Source organism: Streptomyces sp. NPDC107559, from assembly GCF_055657365.1.
This window is the reverse complement of sequence record NZ_JBVKBD010000001.1, coordinates 972688-989437: the sequence shown is the minus strand read 5'-3', so window position 1 is coordinate 989437 and position 16750 is coordinate 972688. Positions and strand designations below refer to the sequence as shown.

Annotated in this window: 15 protein-coding genes; 7 read left to right on the top strand and 8 right to left on the bottom strand. The window is 73.4% G+C overall.

Translation table 11 applies throughout. From position 1 onward, the window contains the following. The first annotated feature begins 95 nt into the window (after nt 1-95). The 3 genes from panB to ACZ7OY_RS04205 all read left to right on the top strand — a co-directional run bounded on the left by panB (nt 96) and on the right by ACZ7OY_RS04205 (nt 3099). Entirely contained in the window at nt 96-962 is an 867-nt protein-coding gene (panB, locus tag ACZ7OY_RS04215; RefSeq protein WP_152885677.1) for a 3-methyl-2-oxobutanoate hydroxymethyltransferase, read from the top strand. Nucleotides 963-1255: 293 nt separating this feature from the next. Continuing rightward, nucleotides 1256-2281 (top strand): ATP-binding cassette domain-containing protein, encoded by a 1026-nt coding sequence (locus tag ACZ7OY_RS04210; RefSeq protein ID WP_471909938.1) that lies wholly within the window; start codon nt 1256-1258, stop codon nt 2279-2281. Next, nucleotides 2278-3099, top strand: a complete 822-nt coding sequence (locus tag ACZ7OY_RS04205) for an ABC transporter permease (protein ID WP_471909937.1) — start codon at nt 2278-2280, stop codon at nt 3097-3099. Before ACZ7OY_RS04210 ends, ACZ7OY_RS04205 begins: the two co-directional genes overlap by 4 nt. Before the next feature lie 122 nt (nt 3100-3221). Here the strand turns inward: ACZ7OY_RS04205 and ACZ7OY_RS04200 are convergent, their stop codons facing one another. Continuing rightward, nucleotides 3222-6653, bottom strand: a complete 3432-nt coding sequence (locus ACZ7OY_RS04200) for an AfsR/SARP family transcriptional regulator (RefSeq protein ID WP_471909936.1) — start codon at nt 6651-6653, stop codon at nt 3222-3224. 362 nt (nt 6654-7015) lie between these two features. Here ACZ7OY_RS04200 and ACZ7OY_RS04195 point away from each other — a divergent pair, with 362 nt between their 5' ends. Next, nucleotides 7016-7816 (top strand): site-2 protease family protein, encoded by an 801-nt coding sequence (locus ACZ7OY_RS04195; protein ID WP_471909935.1) that lies wholly within the window; start codon nt 7016-7018, stop codon nt 7814-7816. Here the strand turns inward: ACZ7OY_RS04195 and ACZ7OY_RS04190 are convergent. The 3 genes from ACZ7OY_RS04190 to ACZ7OY_RS04180 all read right to left on the bottom strand — a co-directional run bounded on the left by ACZ7OY_RS04190 (nt 7806) and on the right by ACZ7OY_RS04180 (nt 9939). After that, on the bottom strand, nt 7806-7991 hold the full coding sequence (locus tag ACZ7OY_RS04190) for a hypothetical protein (protein ID WP_471909934.1): 186 nt from the start codon (nt 7989-7991) through the stop codon (nt 7806-7808). The genes ACZ7OY_RS04195 and ACZ7OY_RS04190 overlap by 11 nt on opposite strands. A gap of 122 nt (nt 7992-8113) precedes the next feature. Next, nucleotides 8114-8818 (bottom strand): NADPH-dependent F420 reductase, encoded by a 705-nt coding sequence (gene npdG, locus ACZ7OY_RS04185; RefSeq protein ID WP_471909933.1) that lies wholly within the window; start codon nt 8816-8818, stop codon nt 8114-8116. Nucleotides 8819-8865: 47 nt separating this feature from the next. Continuing rightward, the gene (locus ACZ7OY_RS04180; protein ID WP_471909932.1) at nt 8866-9939 is read right to left on the bottom strand and encodes a sialidase family protein; all 1074 of its coding nucleotides are present in this window, start codon (nt 9937-9939) and stop codon (nt 8866-8868) included. Nucleotides 9940-10057: 118 nt separating this feature from the next. Here ACZ7OY_RS04180 and ACZ7OY_RS04175 point away from each other — a divergent pair, with 118 nt between their 5' ends. Then, the gene (locus tag ACZ7OY_RS04175) at nt 10058-10660 is read left to right on the top strand and encodes a hypothetical protein (RefSeq protein ID WP_471909931.1); all 603 of its coding nucleotides are present in this window, start codon (nt 10058-10060) and stop codon (nt 10658-10660) included. Nucleotides 10661-10708: 48 nt separating this feature from the next. On the opposite strand, the gene ACZ7OY_RS04170 is transcribed toward ACZ7OY_RS04175, so the two are convergent. After that, complete coding sequence (locus ACZ7OY_RS04170; protein WP_351610074.1) at nt 10709-10942, bottom strand: hypothetical protein; 234 nt, start codon at nt 10940-10942, stop codon at nt 10709-10711. Nucleotides 10943-11000: 58 nt separating this feature from the next. Here ACZ7OY_RS04170 and map point away from each other — a divergent pair, with 58 nt between their 5' ends. Both map and ACZ7OY_RS04160 read left to right on the top strand, forming a co-directional pair. Next, a complete protein-coding gene (gene map, locus ACZ7OY_RS04165; RefSeq protein WP_471909930.1) occupies nt 11001-11858 on the top strand; it encodes a type I methionyl aminopeptidase in 858 nt (285 codons plus the stop codon). A gap of 144 nt (nt 11859-12002) precedes the next feature. Further along, nucleotides 12003-12650: a biliverdin-producing heme oxygenase gene (locus ACZ7OY_RS04160; RefSeq protein WP_471909929.1), complete on the top strand. Its 648-nt coding sequence runs from the start codon at nt 12003-12005 to the stop codon at nt 12648-12650. A gap of 28 nt (nt 12651-12678) precedes the next feature. Here ACZ7OY_RS04160 and ACZ7OY_RS04155 read toward each other — a convergent pair whose 3' ends face one another. The 3 genes from ACZ7OY_RS04155 to ACZ7OY_RS04145 all read right to left on the bottom strand — a co-directional run bounded on the left by ACZ7OY_RS04155 (nt 12679) and on the right by ACZ7OY_RS04145 (nt 16694). Continuing rightward, on the bottom strand, nt 12679-13323 hold the full coding sequence (locus tag ACZ7OY_RS04155) for a PhzF family phenazine biosynthesis protein (RefSeq protein WP_471909928.1): 645 nt from the start codon (nt 13321-13323) through the stop codon (nt 12679-12681). Nucleotides 13324-13434: 111 nt separating this feature from the next. After that, nucleotides 13435-15021 (bottom strand): HtaA domain-containing protein, encoded by a 1587-nt coding sequence (locus ACZ7OY_RS04150; RefSeq protein WP_471909927.1) that lies wholly within the window; start codon nt 15019-15021, stop codon nt 13435-13437. A 71-nt stretch (nt 15022-15092) separates the two neighbouring features. Beyond that, on the bottom strand, nt 15093-16694 hold the full coding sequence (locus tag ACZ7OY_RS04145; RefSeq protein WP_471909926.1) for an HtaA domain-containing protein: 1602 nt from the start codon (nt 16692-16694) through the stop codon (nt 15093-15095). Nucleotides 16695-16750: the final 56 nt, after the last annotated feature.

Below are 16750 nucleotides of genomic sequence, written 5' to 3'. Positions count from 1 at the left end.
GGGGTGCCCTGGCCCTCACCGGCACGAGGTGCCACCATGGAGGCGGTCCGGGGACACCGTGAGGGTGCCTCGAGATGACATAAGGAGTCGTTCCCATGACGCAGCTCTCGGCTGCCCAGACAACGCCCTCCGGCGGCAGCAACGCGCTGTACGGGGGCAAGGGCACCCGCCGTGTCACCGTCCGCGACATCGCCCTCGCCAAGGAACGCGGCGAGAAGTGGCCCATGCTCACCGCGTACGACGCGATGACCGCGTCCGTCTTCGACGAGGCCGGGATCCCGGTCATGCTCGTCGGCGACTCCGCGGGCAACTGCCACCTCGGTTACGAGACCACCGTGCCCGTCACCCTCGACGAGATGACCGTGCTGTCGGCCGCGGTCGTGCGCGGCACCCGGCGCGCCCTCATCGTCGGCGACCTCCCCTTCGGCTCCTACCAGGAGGGCCCGGTCCAGGCGCTGCGCTCGGCCACCCGGCTGGTCAAGGAGGCGGGGGTCGGCGCCGTCAAACTGGAGGGCGGCGAAAGGTCCCACGAGCAGATCCGGCTCCTCGTGGAGTCCGGCATCCCGGTCATGGCCCACATCGGCCTCACCCCCCAGTCCGTCAACGCCATGGGCTACCGGGTCCAGGGCCGCGGCGAGGAGGCCGCCCAGCAGCTGCTGCGCGACGCCAAGGCCGTCCAGGACGCGGGCGCGTTCGCGGTCGTGCTGGAGCTGGTCCCGGCGGAGCTGGCGGCCGAGGTGACCCGGGTCCTGCACATCCCGACGGTCGGTATCGGCGCGGGTCCCGAGACGGACGCCCAGGTGCTGGTGTGGACGGACATGATGGGGCTGACCGGCGGCCGGGTGCCGAAGTTCGTCAAGAAGTACGCCGACCTGCGCGAGGTCATGGGCAACGCGGCGAAGGCGTTCGCCGAGGACGTCGTCGGCGGGACCTTCCCGCTGGAGGAGCACTCCGTCCACTGAGCGGCCCGCCCCACCGGGCACCACGCCCACCGAGCCACTGCCGCACCACGCAGCCCCGCCGATCTTCCCCCGTCGGCGGGGCTGCGCCCTTTGCACCGCCCGGCGCCCCCGGCCGTACCGATGACGACTGCCGGCGAATCCCGGCCGTACCGAACGACTGCCGGTGAATCCCGGCCGTACCGATAACGACTGTCGGCGACTGTCGTTCGAGTGTCGGCGACTGTCGGTGGAATGTCGGCGGCTGTAGGCCGGGTGTCGGTGGTTTGTCGGTCGGGGCTGGCACCGTCGTCGGCATGACGCGAATCGACAAGAACCCCCACGGCGGAGGCGCCGCCGTCACCGTCCGGGGGCTGGTGAAGCACTTCGGGGAGACCAAGGCGCTGGACGGCGTCGACCTGGACGTGCGGGAGGGCACCGTGATGGGGGTGCTCGGGCCGAACGGCGCCGGGAAGACCACCCTCGTCCGCATCCTGTCCACGCTCACCGCCCCCGACGCCGGACACGCCGTCGTCGCCGGCTACGACGTCGTACGGCAGCCGCGGCAGCTGCGCCGGGTGATCGGACTGACCGGCCAGTACGCCTCCGTGGACGAGAAGCTCCCCGGCTGGGAGAACCTCTACCTGATCGGCCGCCTGCTCGACCTGTCCCGCAAGGACGCCCGCGCCCGCGCCGACGAGCTCCTCGAGCGGTTCTCGCTCACCGAGGCGGCCAAGCGGCCGGCGGGCACGTACTCCGGCGGTATGCGCCGCCGGCTGGACCTGGCGGCCTCCATGATCGGCCGGCCGGCCGTCCTCTACCTGGACGAGCCGACCACCGGGCTCGACCCGCGCACCCGCAACGAGGTGTGGACCGAGGTCAAGACCATGGTCGGCGACGGTGTCACCGTCCTGCTGACCACCCAGTACATGGAGGAGGCGGAGCAGCTCGCCACCGAGCTGACCGTCGTCGACCGCGGCAAGGTCATCGCGGGCGGCGCCATCGACGAGCTCAAGGCCCGGGTGGGCGGACGCACCCTGCGCGTACGGCCGCTCGATCCGCTGGAGCTGCGCCCGCTCGCCGGGATGCTCGACGAGCTGGGCATCACCGGGCTCGCCGCGACGACCGTCGACACCCAGAGCGGCGATCTGCTCGTGCCCATCCTGAGCGACGAGCAGCTGACCGCCGTGGTCGGCGCGGTCACCGCACGCGGGATCACGATCTCCTCCATCAGCACCGAACTGCCCAGCCTGGACGAGGTGTTCCTGTCCCTCACCGGGCACCGCGCCAGTGCCCCGCAGGACGCCACGCCCGCCGAAGACCGCGAGGAGGTCGCCGTATGAGCGCCACCACCGTGCCCCCGACCGCCCTCCAGGCCGACGCGCCGATCACGCTGCGCGCCCATCTGCGCCACACCGGCGCGCTGATCCGCCGCAACCTGTTGTGGATCCGCCAGGACCCGGAGTCGATGTTCGACGCGATCCTGTTCCCGGTCATCTTCACGCTGCTGTTCGTCTACGTCTTCGGCGGCTCCATCGGGCAGTCGCTCGGCGGTGGACAGCAGGCGTACGTGCAGTACGTCGTGCCCGGCCTGATGGCCATGATGGGCATGAACATGGCCCAGGGAGTGGGCACCGGCTTCAACACCGACTTCAACTCCGGTGTCATGGACCGCTTCCGGTCCCTGCCGATCGGACGCGGCTCGGTGCTGTTCGCCAAGATCGCCGTCGAGGTGATGCGGATGCTGATCGCGACCGCGGTCCTCATGGTCGTCGGTGTCCTGGTCGGCTTCGACATCACCAACTGGCCCGGTCTGTTCGCCTCCGTGGGCCTGTCCGCGATATTCGGCTCCGCCCTGATGTGGGTGTTCCTCACCCTCGGCGTGATCATGAAGAGCGCGCAGTCCGTGCAGGCGATGGGCTTCCTGGTGCTGATGCCGCTCCAGTTCGGCTCGTCGATCTTCGCGCCGACCAGGTCGATGCCGGGCTGGCTGCAGAACTTCACCGAGTACAACCCGCTGTCCTCCCTCGCGGACGCGGCACGCGGGCTGATGGTGGGCGGCCCGGTCGCGCACGGCCTGTGGGTGACGCTCGGCTGGTCGCTGGCGCTCACCGTGGTGATGGCGCCGATCGCGATCCACAAGTTCCGCACCAAGAGCTGACGCCCGTCCGGCACCAGGACGCGCGTCCGCGCCACCGCAGGGCGGCGGCCCCTCCCCCGGGAGCGGCCGCCGCCCTGCCGTGCGCCTCGGGGTTCGGGGCTCCCGGAGCTGTTCGGGGGCTCTCAGATCAGGGCTGCGGCCTGCTCGTAGGAGAGGTCGCCGCCCGCCGCGTACGCGGCCTCGTACTCCTGCTCGCCGAGCGCGGCCCGCGCGGAGCGCTGCGCCAGGCCGAGCACCTCGCGCTCCAGGATTCCGGCGACGTGGCCGGGGGGCAGCAGCCCGGCGGCGGTGCCCAGGCAGCGGGCCGCGTCGCGGGCCCGGGCGCCGCCGTCGACCTGGGCCAGGGAGACCGCCGCGACGGACAGGTAGATGGAACGCATATGGGGGGCGATGTTCTGCGCGAGGCGGTCGGCGGCCTGCTCCAGTGCCTGCCGGACGGTGACGAGGGACTCCTCGTAGCGGCCGTCGGCCGCGTCCAGCCAGGCCTCCGAGCCCAGGATGAACGCGTCGAAGACCGCGAAGTGGGCCAGCGCGAACTCCTCGCGCAGCAGCCGGGTGTGCTCGCGCGCCTCGGCCGTACGGCCGCTCACGCTGAGCCAGCCGGACAGGAAGAGCCGGGCGAAGGGCCTCGCCTCGTTGGACGGGTTCTCCCCCAGGCCGATCACCTCGCGCAGCAGGCGCTCGCCCTCCTCCTCCTGCCCCGCCTCCAGCAGCGCGGCGCCGAGCCGGGCGGTGAGGATCGCCACCTGGGCGCGGGCGCCGAGCCGGTCGGAGTGTTCGATGGCCGCCTCGTAGTCGGCGGCGGCCGCCAGATAGGCGCCCTTGCGCTCGTGCGCCTCGGCGCGGGCCGAGAGCGCCTCGGCGGTGCCCCAGGCGTCCCCGAGCCGCCGGTAGATCTCCAGCGCCTCGTCGGCGTCTTGGGCCGCGTCGCCCGCCCAGTCGGTGCGGTTGGCCAGCAGGTTGGCACGCATCTGGAGGCTGCCCGCGAGCTCCCATTCGAAGTCCGGCGTCTCGCGGCAGGTCCGCACGGCGGCGTCGATGATGACCCGGATGCGCTGCATGTCGCCGGTGAGCATCACGGCGAAGAACCAGAGCATCCCGGGCGCGCGGCAGATCTGCGGCATCCCCGGCTCGTACGTCTGGGCCACCACGCGCAGCTTGGCCTGGGCCTTCGGCTGCTGCCAGGCCTCCATCTCGGTGTCCATGCAGGCCAGATGGGAGAGATGCAGGCCGCGGCGGGCCTCGGCGAGGACCTCGCCGGTCATCGGCGGCGGCGCGTCCGTGCAGCGCTGCCAGACCGCGGCGGCCGGCCGGACGGGCTCGGTGAACGGGTCGGGGCCGAGTGTCATGACCTCGGAGCACCAGCTGCGGGCCTCGATGCGCAGATCACGCATCTGCCAGTACCAGACGAGCGACAGGACCAGGCACAGGGCCTCCTGCTCGTCGCGGGCGGCCACGGCGTGGCGCAGCGCGGTGCGCAGGTTCTCGTACTCCGTCTGGAAGCGTTCGATGGCGGCACGCTGGTCCGGGCCGCGCAGCAACGGGTCGGTGGTGCGGGCGAGTTCGCGGTAGTACGTCAGATGCGCGCGCTCCGCCTCGCCGCGCCGGCCCGCCTCGTCGAGGCGCTCGCCCGCGTACTCGGCGACGGTCTCCAGGAGGCGGTAGCGCATCCCGGCGGCCGGGCCCTGCGCCGGGCGCGGTTCGACACCCTGCGCCGTGTCCTGGCCCGTGCCGTGGTCCGTGTTCCGGTCCGTGCCGTGGTCCGTGTTCCGGTCCGTTTTCTGGTCCGTTGGGGCGGCCGAAGGCGCGGCCACCACCAGGGACTTGTCGACGAGCGAGCCGAGCGCCTCCAGCGCGGCCGGACCGCACACGGCCTCGGCGGCGGCGAGGTCGCAGCCGCCCGCGAAGACCGAAAGGCGCCGCAGGACGTCGCGTTCGTCCTCGTCGAGCAGGTCCCAGGACCAGTCGACGACCGCGCGCAGGGTCTGCTGGCGGGGGCGGACGGTACGGCTGCCGGAGGTGAGCAGCCGGAAGCGGTCGTCGAGCCGGTCCGCGATCTGGCGGGGCGTCAGCATCCGCAGCCGGGCGGCCGCGAGTTCGATGGCCAGAGGCAGTCCGTCGAGCCGTCGGCAGATCTCGGCGCAGGCCTCGGCGTCGTCCGCGATCCGGAAGCCGGGCCGGGCGGCCGCGCCGCGCTCGGCGAGCAGCCGCAGCGCGGCCGGCTCGGGCAGCGGCTCCACCGGGCGCAGCAGTTCCCCGGGCACGCCGAGGGGTTCGCGGCTGGTGGCGAGCACCGTCAGTTCCGGGCAGCGTTCCAGCAGTTCCTCGACGAGCCGGGCGGCCGCCTCGACGACGTGCTCGCAGTTGTCGAGGACGATCAGCATGCGCCGGCGGGCGCAGTGCTCGACCAGCCGCTCCACGGGGTCGTCGTACCGGTCGGCGGCCGCCGCCCGTATGCCTTCGGCGCCGGCGCCGTGCAGGACGGTCTCGCGGGCTCCGATGGCGGTGAGCACGGCCTCCGGGACGTCGGACGGGTCGTCGACGGGGGCGAGTTCGGCCAGCCACACCCCGTCCCTGGCCACGTCCCGCGCGCCTTCCGCGGACTCCTGGGACAGTCGTGTCTTCCCGGCGCCGCCCGGACCGAGCAGCGTGACCAGCCGGGCCCCGGCGAGGTCGCCCCGGATGGCATCGATGTCGGCCTCCCGGCCGACGAAGGAGGTGAGGCGGGCCCGGAGGTTGCCCGGTCGCCGGGTGTCGCGGGACTCGTCGGCCGCGGCCGTGCGGTGCCCGCCGGGAGCCTGCCGCGCGGGCCCGGCCCTGTCCTCGGGCGGGTTCAGCAACTCCGTGTGCAGCGCCCGCAGTTCCGGACCGGGATCGGAGCCGAGGCGGCCCGCGAGCAGCTGTCGTACGTCCTCGTAGGCGGCCAGCGCCTCGGCGGTGCGGCCCGCGTCGCGCAGGGCGCGCAGCCGCAGCGTCTGGAGGGGTTCGTCGAGGGGATGGGCCTCGCACAGGGCGGTCAGTTCGGGCAGGGACTGCTCGGCCTGGCCGAGGGCGAGCGCGGCGGTGTGGCGGGCGCGCAGCGCGTCCAGGCGCCGGGTCTCGCAGCGGGCGGCCCGCGCGGTGCGGTCGGGCAGGTCGGCGAGGGCGGGTCCGTGCCACAGGGCGAGGGCGTCGTCGAGGACGCCGGCCGCCTTCGCGGGGTCGCCGTCGGCCAGGGCGCGCAGGCCGTCGGCGGTCAGCCGCTCGAAACGGTGCAGGTCGACGTCGTCGGACGCGGCGGTGAGCCGGTAGCCGCCCTCGACGGAGGCCACCGCGTCCGCGCCGAGCGCCCGGCGCAGCCGGCCGACCAGCGCCTGGAGCGCGCCCGGCGCGTCGGCGGGCGGGTCGCCGTCCCAGACCTCGTCCACCAGCACGCTCACGGGGACGGTACGGCCGGACCGCAGGGCCAGCACGGTGACCAGGGCGCGCAGCCGCGCCCCGCCGACCGCGACGGACGTGCCGTCGGGGCGGAGTGCCTGGGTGGTGCCGAGGATGCGATAGCGCACGAGGTCCATTGTCTCCGGTGGCGTCGGGGCAGGTCACGGGGTTCGGTCGGCGGGGCGTGCCCCGGGGGGCCGCGGGACGGCCGCCCGTGCCCCGGTGGCCGTCTCCCCGCTCACCGCCGGCCGGCCGTCCCTCCGTCACCTCACGACGCCCCGCTCCCGGAAACCGTACTCAGCCCCTCCGACAACGTACGCGGCGCCTCCGGCGTCACCAGGCTCCCCTTGGGCAGAACATGTGCCAAAGTCCCATGGCCCCACCCTTCCGGGAACGGCGACCGGACGCGAGACGTTTTCCCCGTGTTCCCCTCGCGCCCGGTACGGTCGGGCTTCCCACCACTCGCGCAGCACCCGGACGCAGCACAGGAGCCCGACTGATGACCGCCACCACCACCCGCCACAGCGACCGGCGGATCAGCCCCGTCTTCGTCGGGATCCTGGCCGTCACCGCGGTCACCGGCTGGGCGACCTGGACCGGCTTCGCCGAGCAGCCGGGAGTGGCCGTCTTCCTGTTCGTGACGGCCGCGTGGATCGTGTCGCTGTGTCTGCACGAGTACGCGCACGCCCGCACCGCCCTGCACAGCGGCGACTTCACGGTGGGGTCCAAGGGGTATCTGACCCTCAACCCGCTGAAGTACACCCACGCGCTGCTCAGCGTCGTGCTGCCCGTACTGTTCGTGATCATGGGCGGGATCGGGCTCCCGGGCGGTGCCGTCTTCATCGAGCGCGGGCGCATCCGGGGCCGCTGGCGGCACAGCCTGATCTCCGCCGCGGGACCGCTGACGAACGTGCTGTTCGCGGCCGTGTGCACGGCCCCGTTCTGGCTCGGCGCACTGGACGGCGTGCCGACCGGCTTCCGCTACGCGCTGGCCTTCCTCGCCCTGCTCCAGGTCTCGGCCGCGCTGCTGAACTTCCTGCCGGTGCCCGGCCTGGACGGCTACGGCGTCATCGAGCCCTGGCTGTCGTACGGCGTCCGGCGCCAGGTGGAGCCGTTCGCGCCGTTCGGGCTGCTGTTCGTGTTCGCGCTGCTGTGGATCCCGTCCGTCAACGGCGCCTTCTTCGACGTGATCGACACGATCCTGCACGGCCTCGGGATCAGCGGCAACGACACGTACTGCGGCCAGGCGCTCTACCGGTTCTGGGAAGGCACGAACGAATTCTGCGCGGTCAGCCCGTGACGGACCCGTCCCGCACCGTCCGGGAGCGCTTGAAGTAGTACCAGGTCATGTTGGACGACAGTCCCGCCAGCAGCACCCAGACGACGCCCAGCCAGCTGCCCTGCACGAACGAGACGACCGCCGCGGCGACGGCGAGGAGGCAGACGGCGAGGCTGTAGAGGGCGAGGCGGGGCATGGGGACGGCTCCTGTCGGGGGACACTGCTGGCGCCGTCCAGTGTCCCCCATCGCGCCGGCCCCCCGGCACCGGCTCACCCGTCGAGGTGCCACCCGCGCCGCCGGGCGGCCGGCGGCACGCCTCACACGTCGGTGACCCGCAGCCCCGCGTGCGCCTTGTAGCGCCGGTTGACGGAGATCAGGTTGGCGACCAGCGACTCCACCTGGTGGGCGTTGCGCAGCCGGCCCGCGAAGACACCGCGCATCCCGGGGATGCGGCCGGCCAGCGCCTGGACGATCTCCACGTCGGCGCGCTCCTCGCCGAGGACCATGACGTCCGTGTCGATCTCGTCGATCTGCGCGTCCTGGAGCAGCACCGCGGACAGGTGGTGGAAGGCGGCCGTCACCCGCGAGTCCGGCAGCAGGGCCGCGGCCTGCTGGGCGGCGCTGCCCTCCTCGGGCTTCAGCGCGTAGGCGCCCTGCTTGTCGAAGCCGAGCGGATTGACGCAGTCGACCACGAGCTTGCCCGCGAGCTCCTCGCGCAGCGACTCCAGGGTCTTGCCGTGGCCGTCCCAGGGCACGGCGACGATCACGATGTCGCTGCGCCGCGCGGTCTCGGCGTTGTCGGCGCCCTCGATCCCCAGACCGAGTTCGTCGGCGGCGGCCTGCGCGCGTTCGGCGGCCCGCGAACCGATGATCACCTTCTGGCCGGCCCTGGCGAGCCGGTAGGCCAGGCCCTTGCCCTGCGGCCCGGTCCCGCCGAGCACACCGACGACGAGCCCGGAGACGTCGGGGAGCTCCCAGGGGTCCTTGGCGGGGGCCTTCTGTGCACTGTCGCTAGAGGTCATGCGCCGACTCTACGTGCGGACCGGGCCGGGCCGGGCCGCCCATCGGGTCAGGTGAGCTCCGTCACGGGCACCCGGTGGAACGTGATCGTCTCGTAGGCGCCGAAGTCGCCTGTCTCGTAAAGCAGTCCGACCGTGTCCGCGTCGATGCGCACCAGGTCGGAGTAGGCGGCGGGCAGCCCGCTCACCGTGTGCACCGGCCGCCAGGTGAGACCGCCGTCGGCCGAGGCGCGCAGCGTCATCAGGGCGCGGGCGGCGGGGTCGGCCGGGCCGGAGAAGAGCAGGACGTCGGGGTCGCGCAGGTGCAGGACGCTGCCCTCGCAGACGGGGGCGGTCAGGCCGGCCTGCGGACGGAAGGGTTTCTGCAGGGTGCGGCCGCCGTCCGCGGAGTGGGCGTCGGCCCGGTTGCCCGGCGACGGGGAGTCGTTGCGGGTGTTGAAGTAGACGCGTCCGTCGGGGAGTTCGGCGGCGGTGGTCTCGTTGACGTTGACATGGCCGTCGGTGTTCTCGTCGACGTAGCCGAGGTACCAGGTCGTGCCCCGGTCGTCGCTGAGCAGACAGTGGCCGCTGTTGTACCGCGGCTCGTTGCCGACGTCGGTGCCGGTGGGCGGCACGGTGTGGTTGGCGGCGACGACGACCCGGCCCGAGCTCAACTGGAGGGCGTGGCCGGGGGTGGTGGCGTACCAGCGCCAGCCCGCCCGCTTCACCTGCCTGGTGATCTCCGTCGGGCCCGACCAGGTCACGCCGTGGTCGTCGCTGTGCTGCACCCACACCCGCCGCCCGTCGGCGTCCTTGACCTTGCCGCGCAGGATGGCGTCCTCGGTGACGGTGCCGGCGGCCCGGACGTGGACGAGCAGGATCCGGCCGGTGTCGAGGACGACCGGGGCGGGATTCCCGGCCAGGTTCGTGCCGTTGCCCGCCACCACGGTCCGGGAGCCCCAGGTGCGGCCGCCGTCCGTGGAGCGCTTCAGGACGATGTCGATGTTGCCGTGGTCGCGCGCGGAGTCGACGCGGCCCTCGCAGAAGGCGAGCAGGGCGCCGGAGGCGGCGCGTACCACCGCCGGGATCCGGTAGCTCGCGTACCCCTCGCGGCCCGCGCGGAAGGGGACGGTGGTCTCGGTCATGGGAACTCCTCAGGCCCTGTCTCCCGTGTGTCCCGGACGTCCCCTCTTTTCCCCGGGGCGGGCGAATTCGGAGTGAACTGCGGGTCACGAGTGATGGCTTGAGGCAGTATGCGGCCGTATGGACGCCGTACGGGTCGCGCTGTTGCGTGAAGTGCTCGCCGGGACCGAGTGGCTGGACGCCACCCGGCGGTTCGCGGGGGTGCTGCGCGGATCCGTGGTGTCGCACGGGGGCGGGCTGCTGCTGGTGGGGACGCCCGGGTACGAGCCCTGGCATCTGGCCGCGCACCTGGTGGACGAGGCAGCGTGGTCGGGGACGCCGGAGCTGGCCCCCACGCTCGTACGGCATGACGCGCGCGCCTCGGACCCGGCGCACCTGGCGGCCGGTCTCGGCCGGATCGAGGCGGTGCGGCGGGGCGAGACGCTGCTGGTGGTGGCGCCCGAGGACCCCGGCAGCCCGCTCCTGGAGCGGGTGCACGACGCCCGCCGGGCCGGGGCGACGGTCCTGACGCTCGGCCGCGGGGACCGCGACCTGGTGTCCATGGCCCATGAGTCGCTCGCCGTACCGGAGAGCACCGATCTGGACCTGGACACCGTGCAGCACCTGATCAGCGCCGGGGCCGGGGAGAACGCCCTGCCGGCCCCCCGGGGCCGCCGACGGCTGCGGGACCGGCTGTCCGGCCTGGCCGACCGGCTGACGGCGCCGCCCCCGGCCCCCTGGTGAGGGCCGGGGCGGCGGGACCCGACGGCCGGGGCCGCCCCGCGGGCGCGGTCAGTCCTCGTCCGGGGTGCCGCCCTGCGGGGCGTCGTGCCAGCGGGGGTCGGTCTCCCACTGGAGGTTGCGCTCGCGGGCGGTGTCCATCGCGTGCTGGGCCTCTTCGCGGCTGGTGTACGGGCCGAAGCGGTTCTTTCCCGGACAGTCCGGCCCCTCCTCGACCTTCTTGTGCTCCAGGCAGTAGTACCACTCGCCCGGCTTGCCGACCGTGCGCTTCTTGAACAGGGCCATGACCAGCTCCTCTCGCCATCGACATGTTCCCCCATCCCCGCTGGTTAGACTCGCTGGCATGTCTGGCCAGTCGCTGCTCGTACCAGGTGAGCTCTCTCCCGCCCGTTCCGTGCCCGGAAACATCCGCCGACCCGAGTACGTCGGACGGCCCGCGCCGAAGCCGTACACCGGTCCGGAGGTGCAGACGCCCGAGACGATCGAGGCGATGCGCCGCGCCGGCCGGATCGCCGCGCAGGCGATGGCCGAGGCCGCGAAGATCATCGCGCCCGGTGTGACGACGGACGAACTCGACAAGGTGGCGCACGACTACATGTGCGACCACGGCGCCTACCCGTCCACGCTCGGGTACCGCGGCTTCCCCAAGTCCCTGTGCACCAGTGTCAACGAGGTCATCTGCCACGGCATCCCCGACTCGACGGTGCTGCGCGACGGCGACATCGTGAACCTCGACGTGACGGCGTACATCGGCGGGGTGCACGGCGACAACAACGCCACGTACCTGGTCGGCGAGGTGGACGAGGAGTCGCGGTTGCTGGTGGAGCGGACCCGGGAGTCCCTCGACCGCGCGATCAAGGCGGTCCGGCCCGGCCGGCAGATCAACATCATCGGCCGGGTGATCGAGTCGTACGCCAAGCGATTCGGGTACGGCGTGGTCCGGGACTTCACCGGGCACGGCATCAACTCGTCGTTCCACTCCGGGCTGATCATCCCGCACTACGACAGCCCGCACGCGACGACGGTGATCCAGCCGGGGATGACCTTCACGATCGAGCCGATGCTGACCCTCGGCACCCACGAGTACGACATGTGGGACGACGGCTGGACGGTCGTCACCAAGGACCGCCGGCGCACGGCCCAGTTCGAGCACACGCTCGTGGTCACGGACACCGGCGCGGAGATCCTCACCCTGCCGTGACACCGCCCGCCCCGCTTCAGGCCCGCTCTCCCCGGAGAGCGGGCCTTTGCCGTGATCGGGCCCCTGATCCGGGGTAGGTATTTACCGACAGGCCGTCGGCAAAAGTGTTGACTTAGGTAAGCCTTACCTTAGAGGATGCGCTCCATGGACTCCTTTTCGACAGTCATCCGCACCGCGTCGCACGAGCAGCACACGGAGGCCGAGACCTCGACGTTCATGAGCGATCTGCTCGGCGGCCGGCTGGGGGTGGACGCGTACACGCGCTACACCGAGCAGCTGTGGTTCGTCTACGAGGCGCTGGAAACCGGGTCCGGGCGGCTGGCCGGGGACCCGGTGGCCGGGCCGTTCGTCCGGCCGGAGCTGTTCCGGCTGGCCGCGCTGGAGCGGGATCTGGCGCATCTGCGCGGCGCCGACTGGCGGACGGGCCTGTCCGCGCTGCCCGCGACCCGGGCGTACGCGGACCGGGTGCGCGAGTGCGCCGAGCGGTGGCCCGCCGGGTACGTCGCCCACCACTACACCCGCTATCTCGGCGACCTCTCCGGCGGCCAGATCATCCGCGACCGGGCGGAGCGGACCTGGGGCTTCGAGCGCAAGGGCGACGGGGTCCGCTTCTACGTCTTCGAGGAGATCGCCAACCCGGCCGCGTTCAAGCGCGGCTACCGCGAGCTGCTGGACACGGTCCGGGCCGACGATCTGGAGCGGCAGCGGATCGTGGCGGAGTGCAGGCGGGCGTTCGCGCTGAACACGGCGGTGTTCGGCGCGCTGGCCGAGGAGTTCCCGCTCAGCGCGTGAGCGCACGGCCTGACCTGCCGGACAGGCCCTAGCGTTCCAGGAAGACCCGGCCGCCGATCTCCACCCATCCGTACGGCTGGGGCGCGGTCAGGATCTGGGAGCCCGCGCCCTGCGTGATGTTGAGTGCCCGGCCGAGCTGCTCGGTCAGCAGGATCGCCGCCGCGCCCGTCGCCTCGTCCTCGTCGATGCCGTCGTCGCGGCCGGGGAAGGCACGGGCGCGCACGCGTCCGGCGGCCTCGTCCTCCCAGGCCCAGGCGTAGATCCACTCACCGGGCGGCGGGACGGTGAGGGCGTCGACCTCGGCGGCCGTGGCGTACTGGCGCAGGGTGCGCGGCGGGACCCATTCGGCCCGCGCCTCGATCCAGCTGAACTCGCCGTCCTGCCGCGCCCCGACCACTCCGGCCGGTGTGACCAGTTCGGGCACGTCCACGAGCCAGGCCGTGCCGACGCAGGGGTGTCCGGCGAACGGCAGCCGCAGGGTGGGCGTGTAGATGTCGATGACACCGCGCTCGGGGTCGTCCACGAACACCGTCTCGCTGAAGCCCAGTTTCAGCGCCAGGGCCTGCCGGTCTTCCCGGTCCGGCAGCCGGGAGCCGTCGCGGACGACACCCAGCTCGTTGCCGTACCCGCCGTTCGCCGCGCAGAACACGCGCAGCACGTCGTAATCAGTCACCGGGGAATTGAAGCACCGACCGGGACGCGACGTCGTCCCAGGTCGCCGGGGTGCGGCCCGGGGGCGGACCGGGCGGCCGGGCCGGCCCCGGTCCGCCCCCGGACGGACGGTCTACGCCTCCGTACGACGCCTGCGTACGAGGTACACCGTGCCCGCGCCCGCCGCCACGGCCGCGGCGCCCGCCGCGCCCAGGGCGCCGACGGGGACGCCCGCGCCGGTCGCGGCCATGCTGCCGCCGGCCGCCCCACCCGTCGTACCGCCGGTGACGGAGCCGGTGGTGCCACCGGTCGTGGAGCCACCCGCCGTGCCACCGGTACCACCCGTGCCGCCGGAGTCGCCCGTGCCGCCGGAGTCGCCCGTGCCGCCGGAGTCGCCCGTGCCGCCGGAGTCCCCGGACGGGAGTTCGGCGTCGTCGGTCAGGGCCACGGACAGGTCGACCGGGTCGAGCGCGGTGCCCTGGGGGTAGAAGCCGCCGAAGGCCTTCGCGCCGGCCGCGGTCAGCGTCGCGGTGACGTCGTCGAGGGTGAGGACGTCGTTCTCCGGGGTCAGGTCGGCGGAGGCCGCCGTCAGGTCGGCCAGGACCACGTCCCGCGAGGTCTCGCCCAGGCTCGTCACATCGGCGGTCAGTTCGCCCTTGCCGTCGTCCATGGTGGCCTGCAGTCCGGCGAGGGTGAGGTCGAGGCCGTAGGTGCCGTGGTCCTCGTGGCCCTTGAAGTTCACCGCACCCTCGAAGGCGGCGGAGAGGGTGCCGGCCTCGGTGTCGTAGGTGCCGGTGGCGTCGGGGAAGGTGAGGACGCCGTTGCCGGCGGCCTGCGTGGCGCCGCCGGTCGCGGTGACCGTGCCCTTGGCGACGCTGCCCACGACGTACGTACGGAACGACTCCTTAACGCCCCACACGAGCGTGCCGTCGGCTATGTCGCCCCGCGGCGCGGGCTCCGTGGCGGAGTCCGAGGGCGAGGGCCCGGTGCCGGTGGACGCGGACGCCGACGTGCTCGCGGACGCGGAGGCCGACCCGGTCGCCGAGGCCGGCGGGGACACCGGGGCCGACTCGGTCGCGGACGTCGACGGGGACGGCGAGGCCGACCCGGTGGCCGACGGGCTCGGCGACTGCGTCGTCCCCGGCTGCGCCACCGTCAGCGGGTCGCCGGCCGCGTTCGCGTAGGAGGCGCTGCCGAGGAACGCACCGGCCTCGGTGGTGAGCGTGGTGCCCAGGTCGGTCATCGCCGGGCCGGTCGGCGCGGCGACCCGGGCGAGCGGCACGTCCTGCTGCTTGGCTCCGCCGTCCGCGACCAGGTCGGCGGTCAGGGCGCCCGCGCCGCTGTCGTAACGGAGGTCGGACAGCACCCGCGTGAAGCCGTGGGCCGTGGACCGTACGGTCAGGGTGCCCTGGAAGGCCAGGCGCACGGCGTGGGTGGTGGTGTCGTAGGTGCCCTGGCCGTCGGTGAAGGTGAAGACCCCGTTGTCCGCGGCCTGCGTGGCGCCGTCGGTCGCGGTGAACGTCCCCTGTGCCCAGGGTCCGGTCACGTAGGAGCGGTACGACTCCTTGATGCCCCAGGTCAACCGGTAGCCGGTGAGCGGCACTTCGGCCGCGGAGGCGGTGGGTGCGAGGGCGAGCGCGGCGGCACCCAGGGTGGTGGCCGTGGCCACCGCGGCGGCGAGGGCGAGCGGTCGTCTGCGGGAACGGATGCTGGCGGGCATGGCGGGATCTCTCCTCGGTGCAGGGATAGGGATACGGGGAAACAGGGCCGGTCGCGGCCGGTCAGGGCCGGTCAGGGCCGGTCTTCGGCGGGGGTTGCGGCAGGGACGTCGGCAGAGGTTTCGGCAGAGGTACCGGCGGTGGCTTCGGCAGAGGTGCCGGTGACGGCTTCGGCAGAGGTACCGGCGGTGGCTTCGGCAGAGGTGCCGGTGACGGCTTCGGCAGAGGTATCGGTGACGGCTTCGGCCGGGGTGCCGACGGTGGCCGTGCGGGGGCGCCGGGTGCGGCGGCGGGCCGCCGTGAACAGCGCTGCCGCGAGCAGCAGGGCGCCCGCCGCGAGGGCGACGGTCAGGGCCGTGCCGCCGTGGCCTTCGGCAGTGGCGCTCGCGACGGGCTCCGCCGAGGTCTTCGGCGCGCCCGTCGGCACCGGCGCGGGCACGGCGGACGCGGTGACGCCGGCCGTGTCGCCGAGGTCGGGCAGCGCGGGCAGTTCGGCGTCGTCGGTGAGGGTGACGGCCAGCGACACCGGGTCCATCGCGGTGCCCGCCGGGTACATCCCGCCGAAGGCCCGCGCGCCCTCGGCGGTGAGCTTCGCGGGCGCCTCGGTGAGCGCGACCAGGCCGTGGTCGTCCTTCAGCCCCTTCGCGGTGAAGGTGACGAGCGGGACCTTCTTCCGGGTGAGGTCCGGGCCCGCGACATCCGCGTACAGGGTGCCGACGCCATGGCCGACGACGGCCCGCAGTCCGCTCAGTTCCAGGTCGAGGCCACGGTCGCCGGTGAAGCGCACCGCCCCGGCGAACCGGGCCGTCAGGGCGCCCTGGCGGTACGTGCCCTCGCCCGCGGGGAAGCGGAAGAGCGCGCCGCCGTCCCGGGCACCGGCGGACAGGGTCCACCGTCCGTTCGCGATGTCCCCGGTGACGTACTCCCGGTAGGTGCGCCGTACGCCCCAGTCGACGGCGCCGTCCTCGATCGCGTCGCCCGCGCGCTCCTTCTTCGCGGCCTGCTTCGTGCGCGAGGGCGCGGGCGTGGGTGTACGCGGGTCCGGGGTCCGCTCCGCGGGACGCACGTCCACGGCCAGGCTCACCGGGTCGAGGGCCGTCCCGGCGGTGTAGTACCCGGCGAAGGACCTGGCGCCCTGCGAGGTCAGCGTGGCGGGCACGCCGGCGAGGGCGACCGAGGTGCCCGCGCCCCGCATGTCGATGCCGCCCAGGGCGAGGGAGGCGAAGGGCACCTGCGAGGACGTCGTGACCGTCCCGGTGCCCTTCGCCTTGCTGGTGACGTCCAGGTAGAGCGTGCCGGTGGAGCCGGTGATGCGGACGCTGGGCCGGCTGAGGGTGAGGTCCAACCGGTACGTGCCGTCCGCCGCCTTGTGGCCGACGAAGCGGACCCCGCCGGCGAAGGAGGCGCGGAAGGCGCCGGTGGCGGCGTCGTAGGTGCCCGTGGCCGAGTGGAAGCGGAAGCCGCTCGCGCCCACGGTGGCCGCGCCGCCGGTCAGGAAGTAACTGCCGTTCGCCACGGGCCCGGTGACATAGCTCTGGAACGAGGACTTGACGCCCCAGTCGAGCCGGCCGCCCTGGACGGTGCGGCTCGCGGCGTGCGCGCCGGCGGCCGGGAGCAGGGCGCCGAGTACGGCCGCGCACAGCACGACGAGCAGGGCACGAAGACGTGCGGGCATGGCAGGTCCTCCGGACACGGTACGGAAGCGGTGACGGTGGCGAACATAGGTAAGGC

What these genes read in the sequence shown, in the direction of transcription:
- panB (WP_152885677.1), top strand. Translation starts at nt 96, where the DNA reads ATGACGCAGCTCTCGGCTGCCCAGACAACGCCCTCCGGCGGCAGCAAC.
- npdG (WP_471909933.1), bottom strand. Translation starts at nt 8,818, where the DNA reads ATGACCTCTAGCGACAGTGCACAGAAGGCCCCCGCCAAGGACCCCTGG.
- ACZ7OY_RS04195 (WP_471909935.1), top strand. Translation starts at nt 7,016, where the DNA reads ATGACCGCCACCACCACCCGCCACAGCGACCGGCGGATCAGCCCCGTC.
- ACZ7OY_RS04190 (WP_471909934.1), bottom strand. Translation starts at nt 7,991, where the DNA reads ATGCCCCGCCTCGCCCTCTACAGCCTCGCCGTCTGCCTCCTCGCCGTC.
- ACZ7OY_RS04200 (WP_471909936.1), bottom strand. Translation starts at nt 6,653, where the DNA reads ATGGACCTCGTGCGCTATCGCATCCTCGGCACCACCCAGGCACTCCGC.
- map (WP_471909930.1), top strand. Translation starts at nt 11,001, where the DNA reads ATGTCTGGCCAGTCGCTGCTCGTACCAGGTGAGCTCTCTCCCGCCCGT.
- ACZ7OY_RS04145 (WP_471909926.1), bottom strand. Translation starts at nt 16,694, where the DNA reads ATGCCCGCACGTCTTCGTGCCCTGCTCGTCGTGCTGTGCGCGGCCGTA.
- ACZ7OY_RS04160 (WP_471909929.1), top strand. Translation starts at nt 12,003, where the DNA reads ATGGACTCCTTTTCGACAGTCATCCGCACCGCGTCGCACGAGCAGCAC.
- ACZ7OY_RS04180 (WP_471909932.1), bottom strand. Translation starts at nt 9,939, where the DNA reads ATGACCGAGACCACCGTCCCCTTCCGCGCGGGCCGCGAGGGGTACGCG.
- ACZ7OY_RS04150 (WP_471909927.1), bottom strand. Translation starts at nt 15,021, where the DNA reads ATGCCCGCCAGCATCCGTTCCCGCAGACGACCGCTCGCCCTCGCCGCC.
- ACZ7OY_RS04210 (WP_471909938.1), top strand. Translation starts at nt 1,256, where the DNA reads ATGACGCGAATCGACAAGAACCCCCACGGCGGAGGCGCCGCCGTCACC.
- ACZ7OY_RS04205 (WP_471909937.1), top strand. Translation starts at nt 2,278, where the DNA reads ATGAGCGCCACCACCGTGCCCCCGACCGCCCTCCAGGCCGACGCGCCG.
- ACZ7OY_RS04170 (WP_351610074.1), bottom strand. Translation starts at nt 10,942, where the DNA reads ATGGCCCTGTTCAAGAAGCGCACGGTCGGCAAGCCGGGCGAGTGGTAC.
- ACZ7OY_RS04175 (WP_471909931.1), top strand. Translation starts at nt 10,058, where the DNA reads ATGGACGCCGTACGGGTCGCGCTGTTGCGTGAAGTGCTCGCCGGGACC.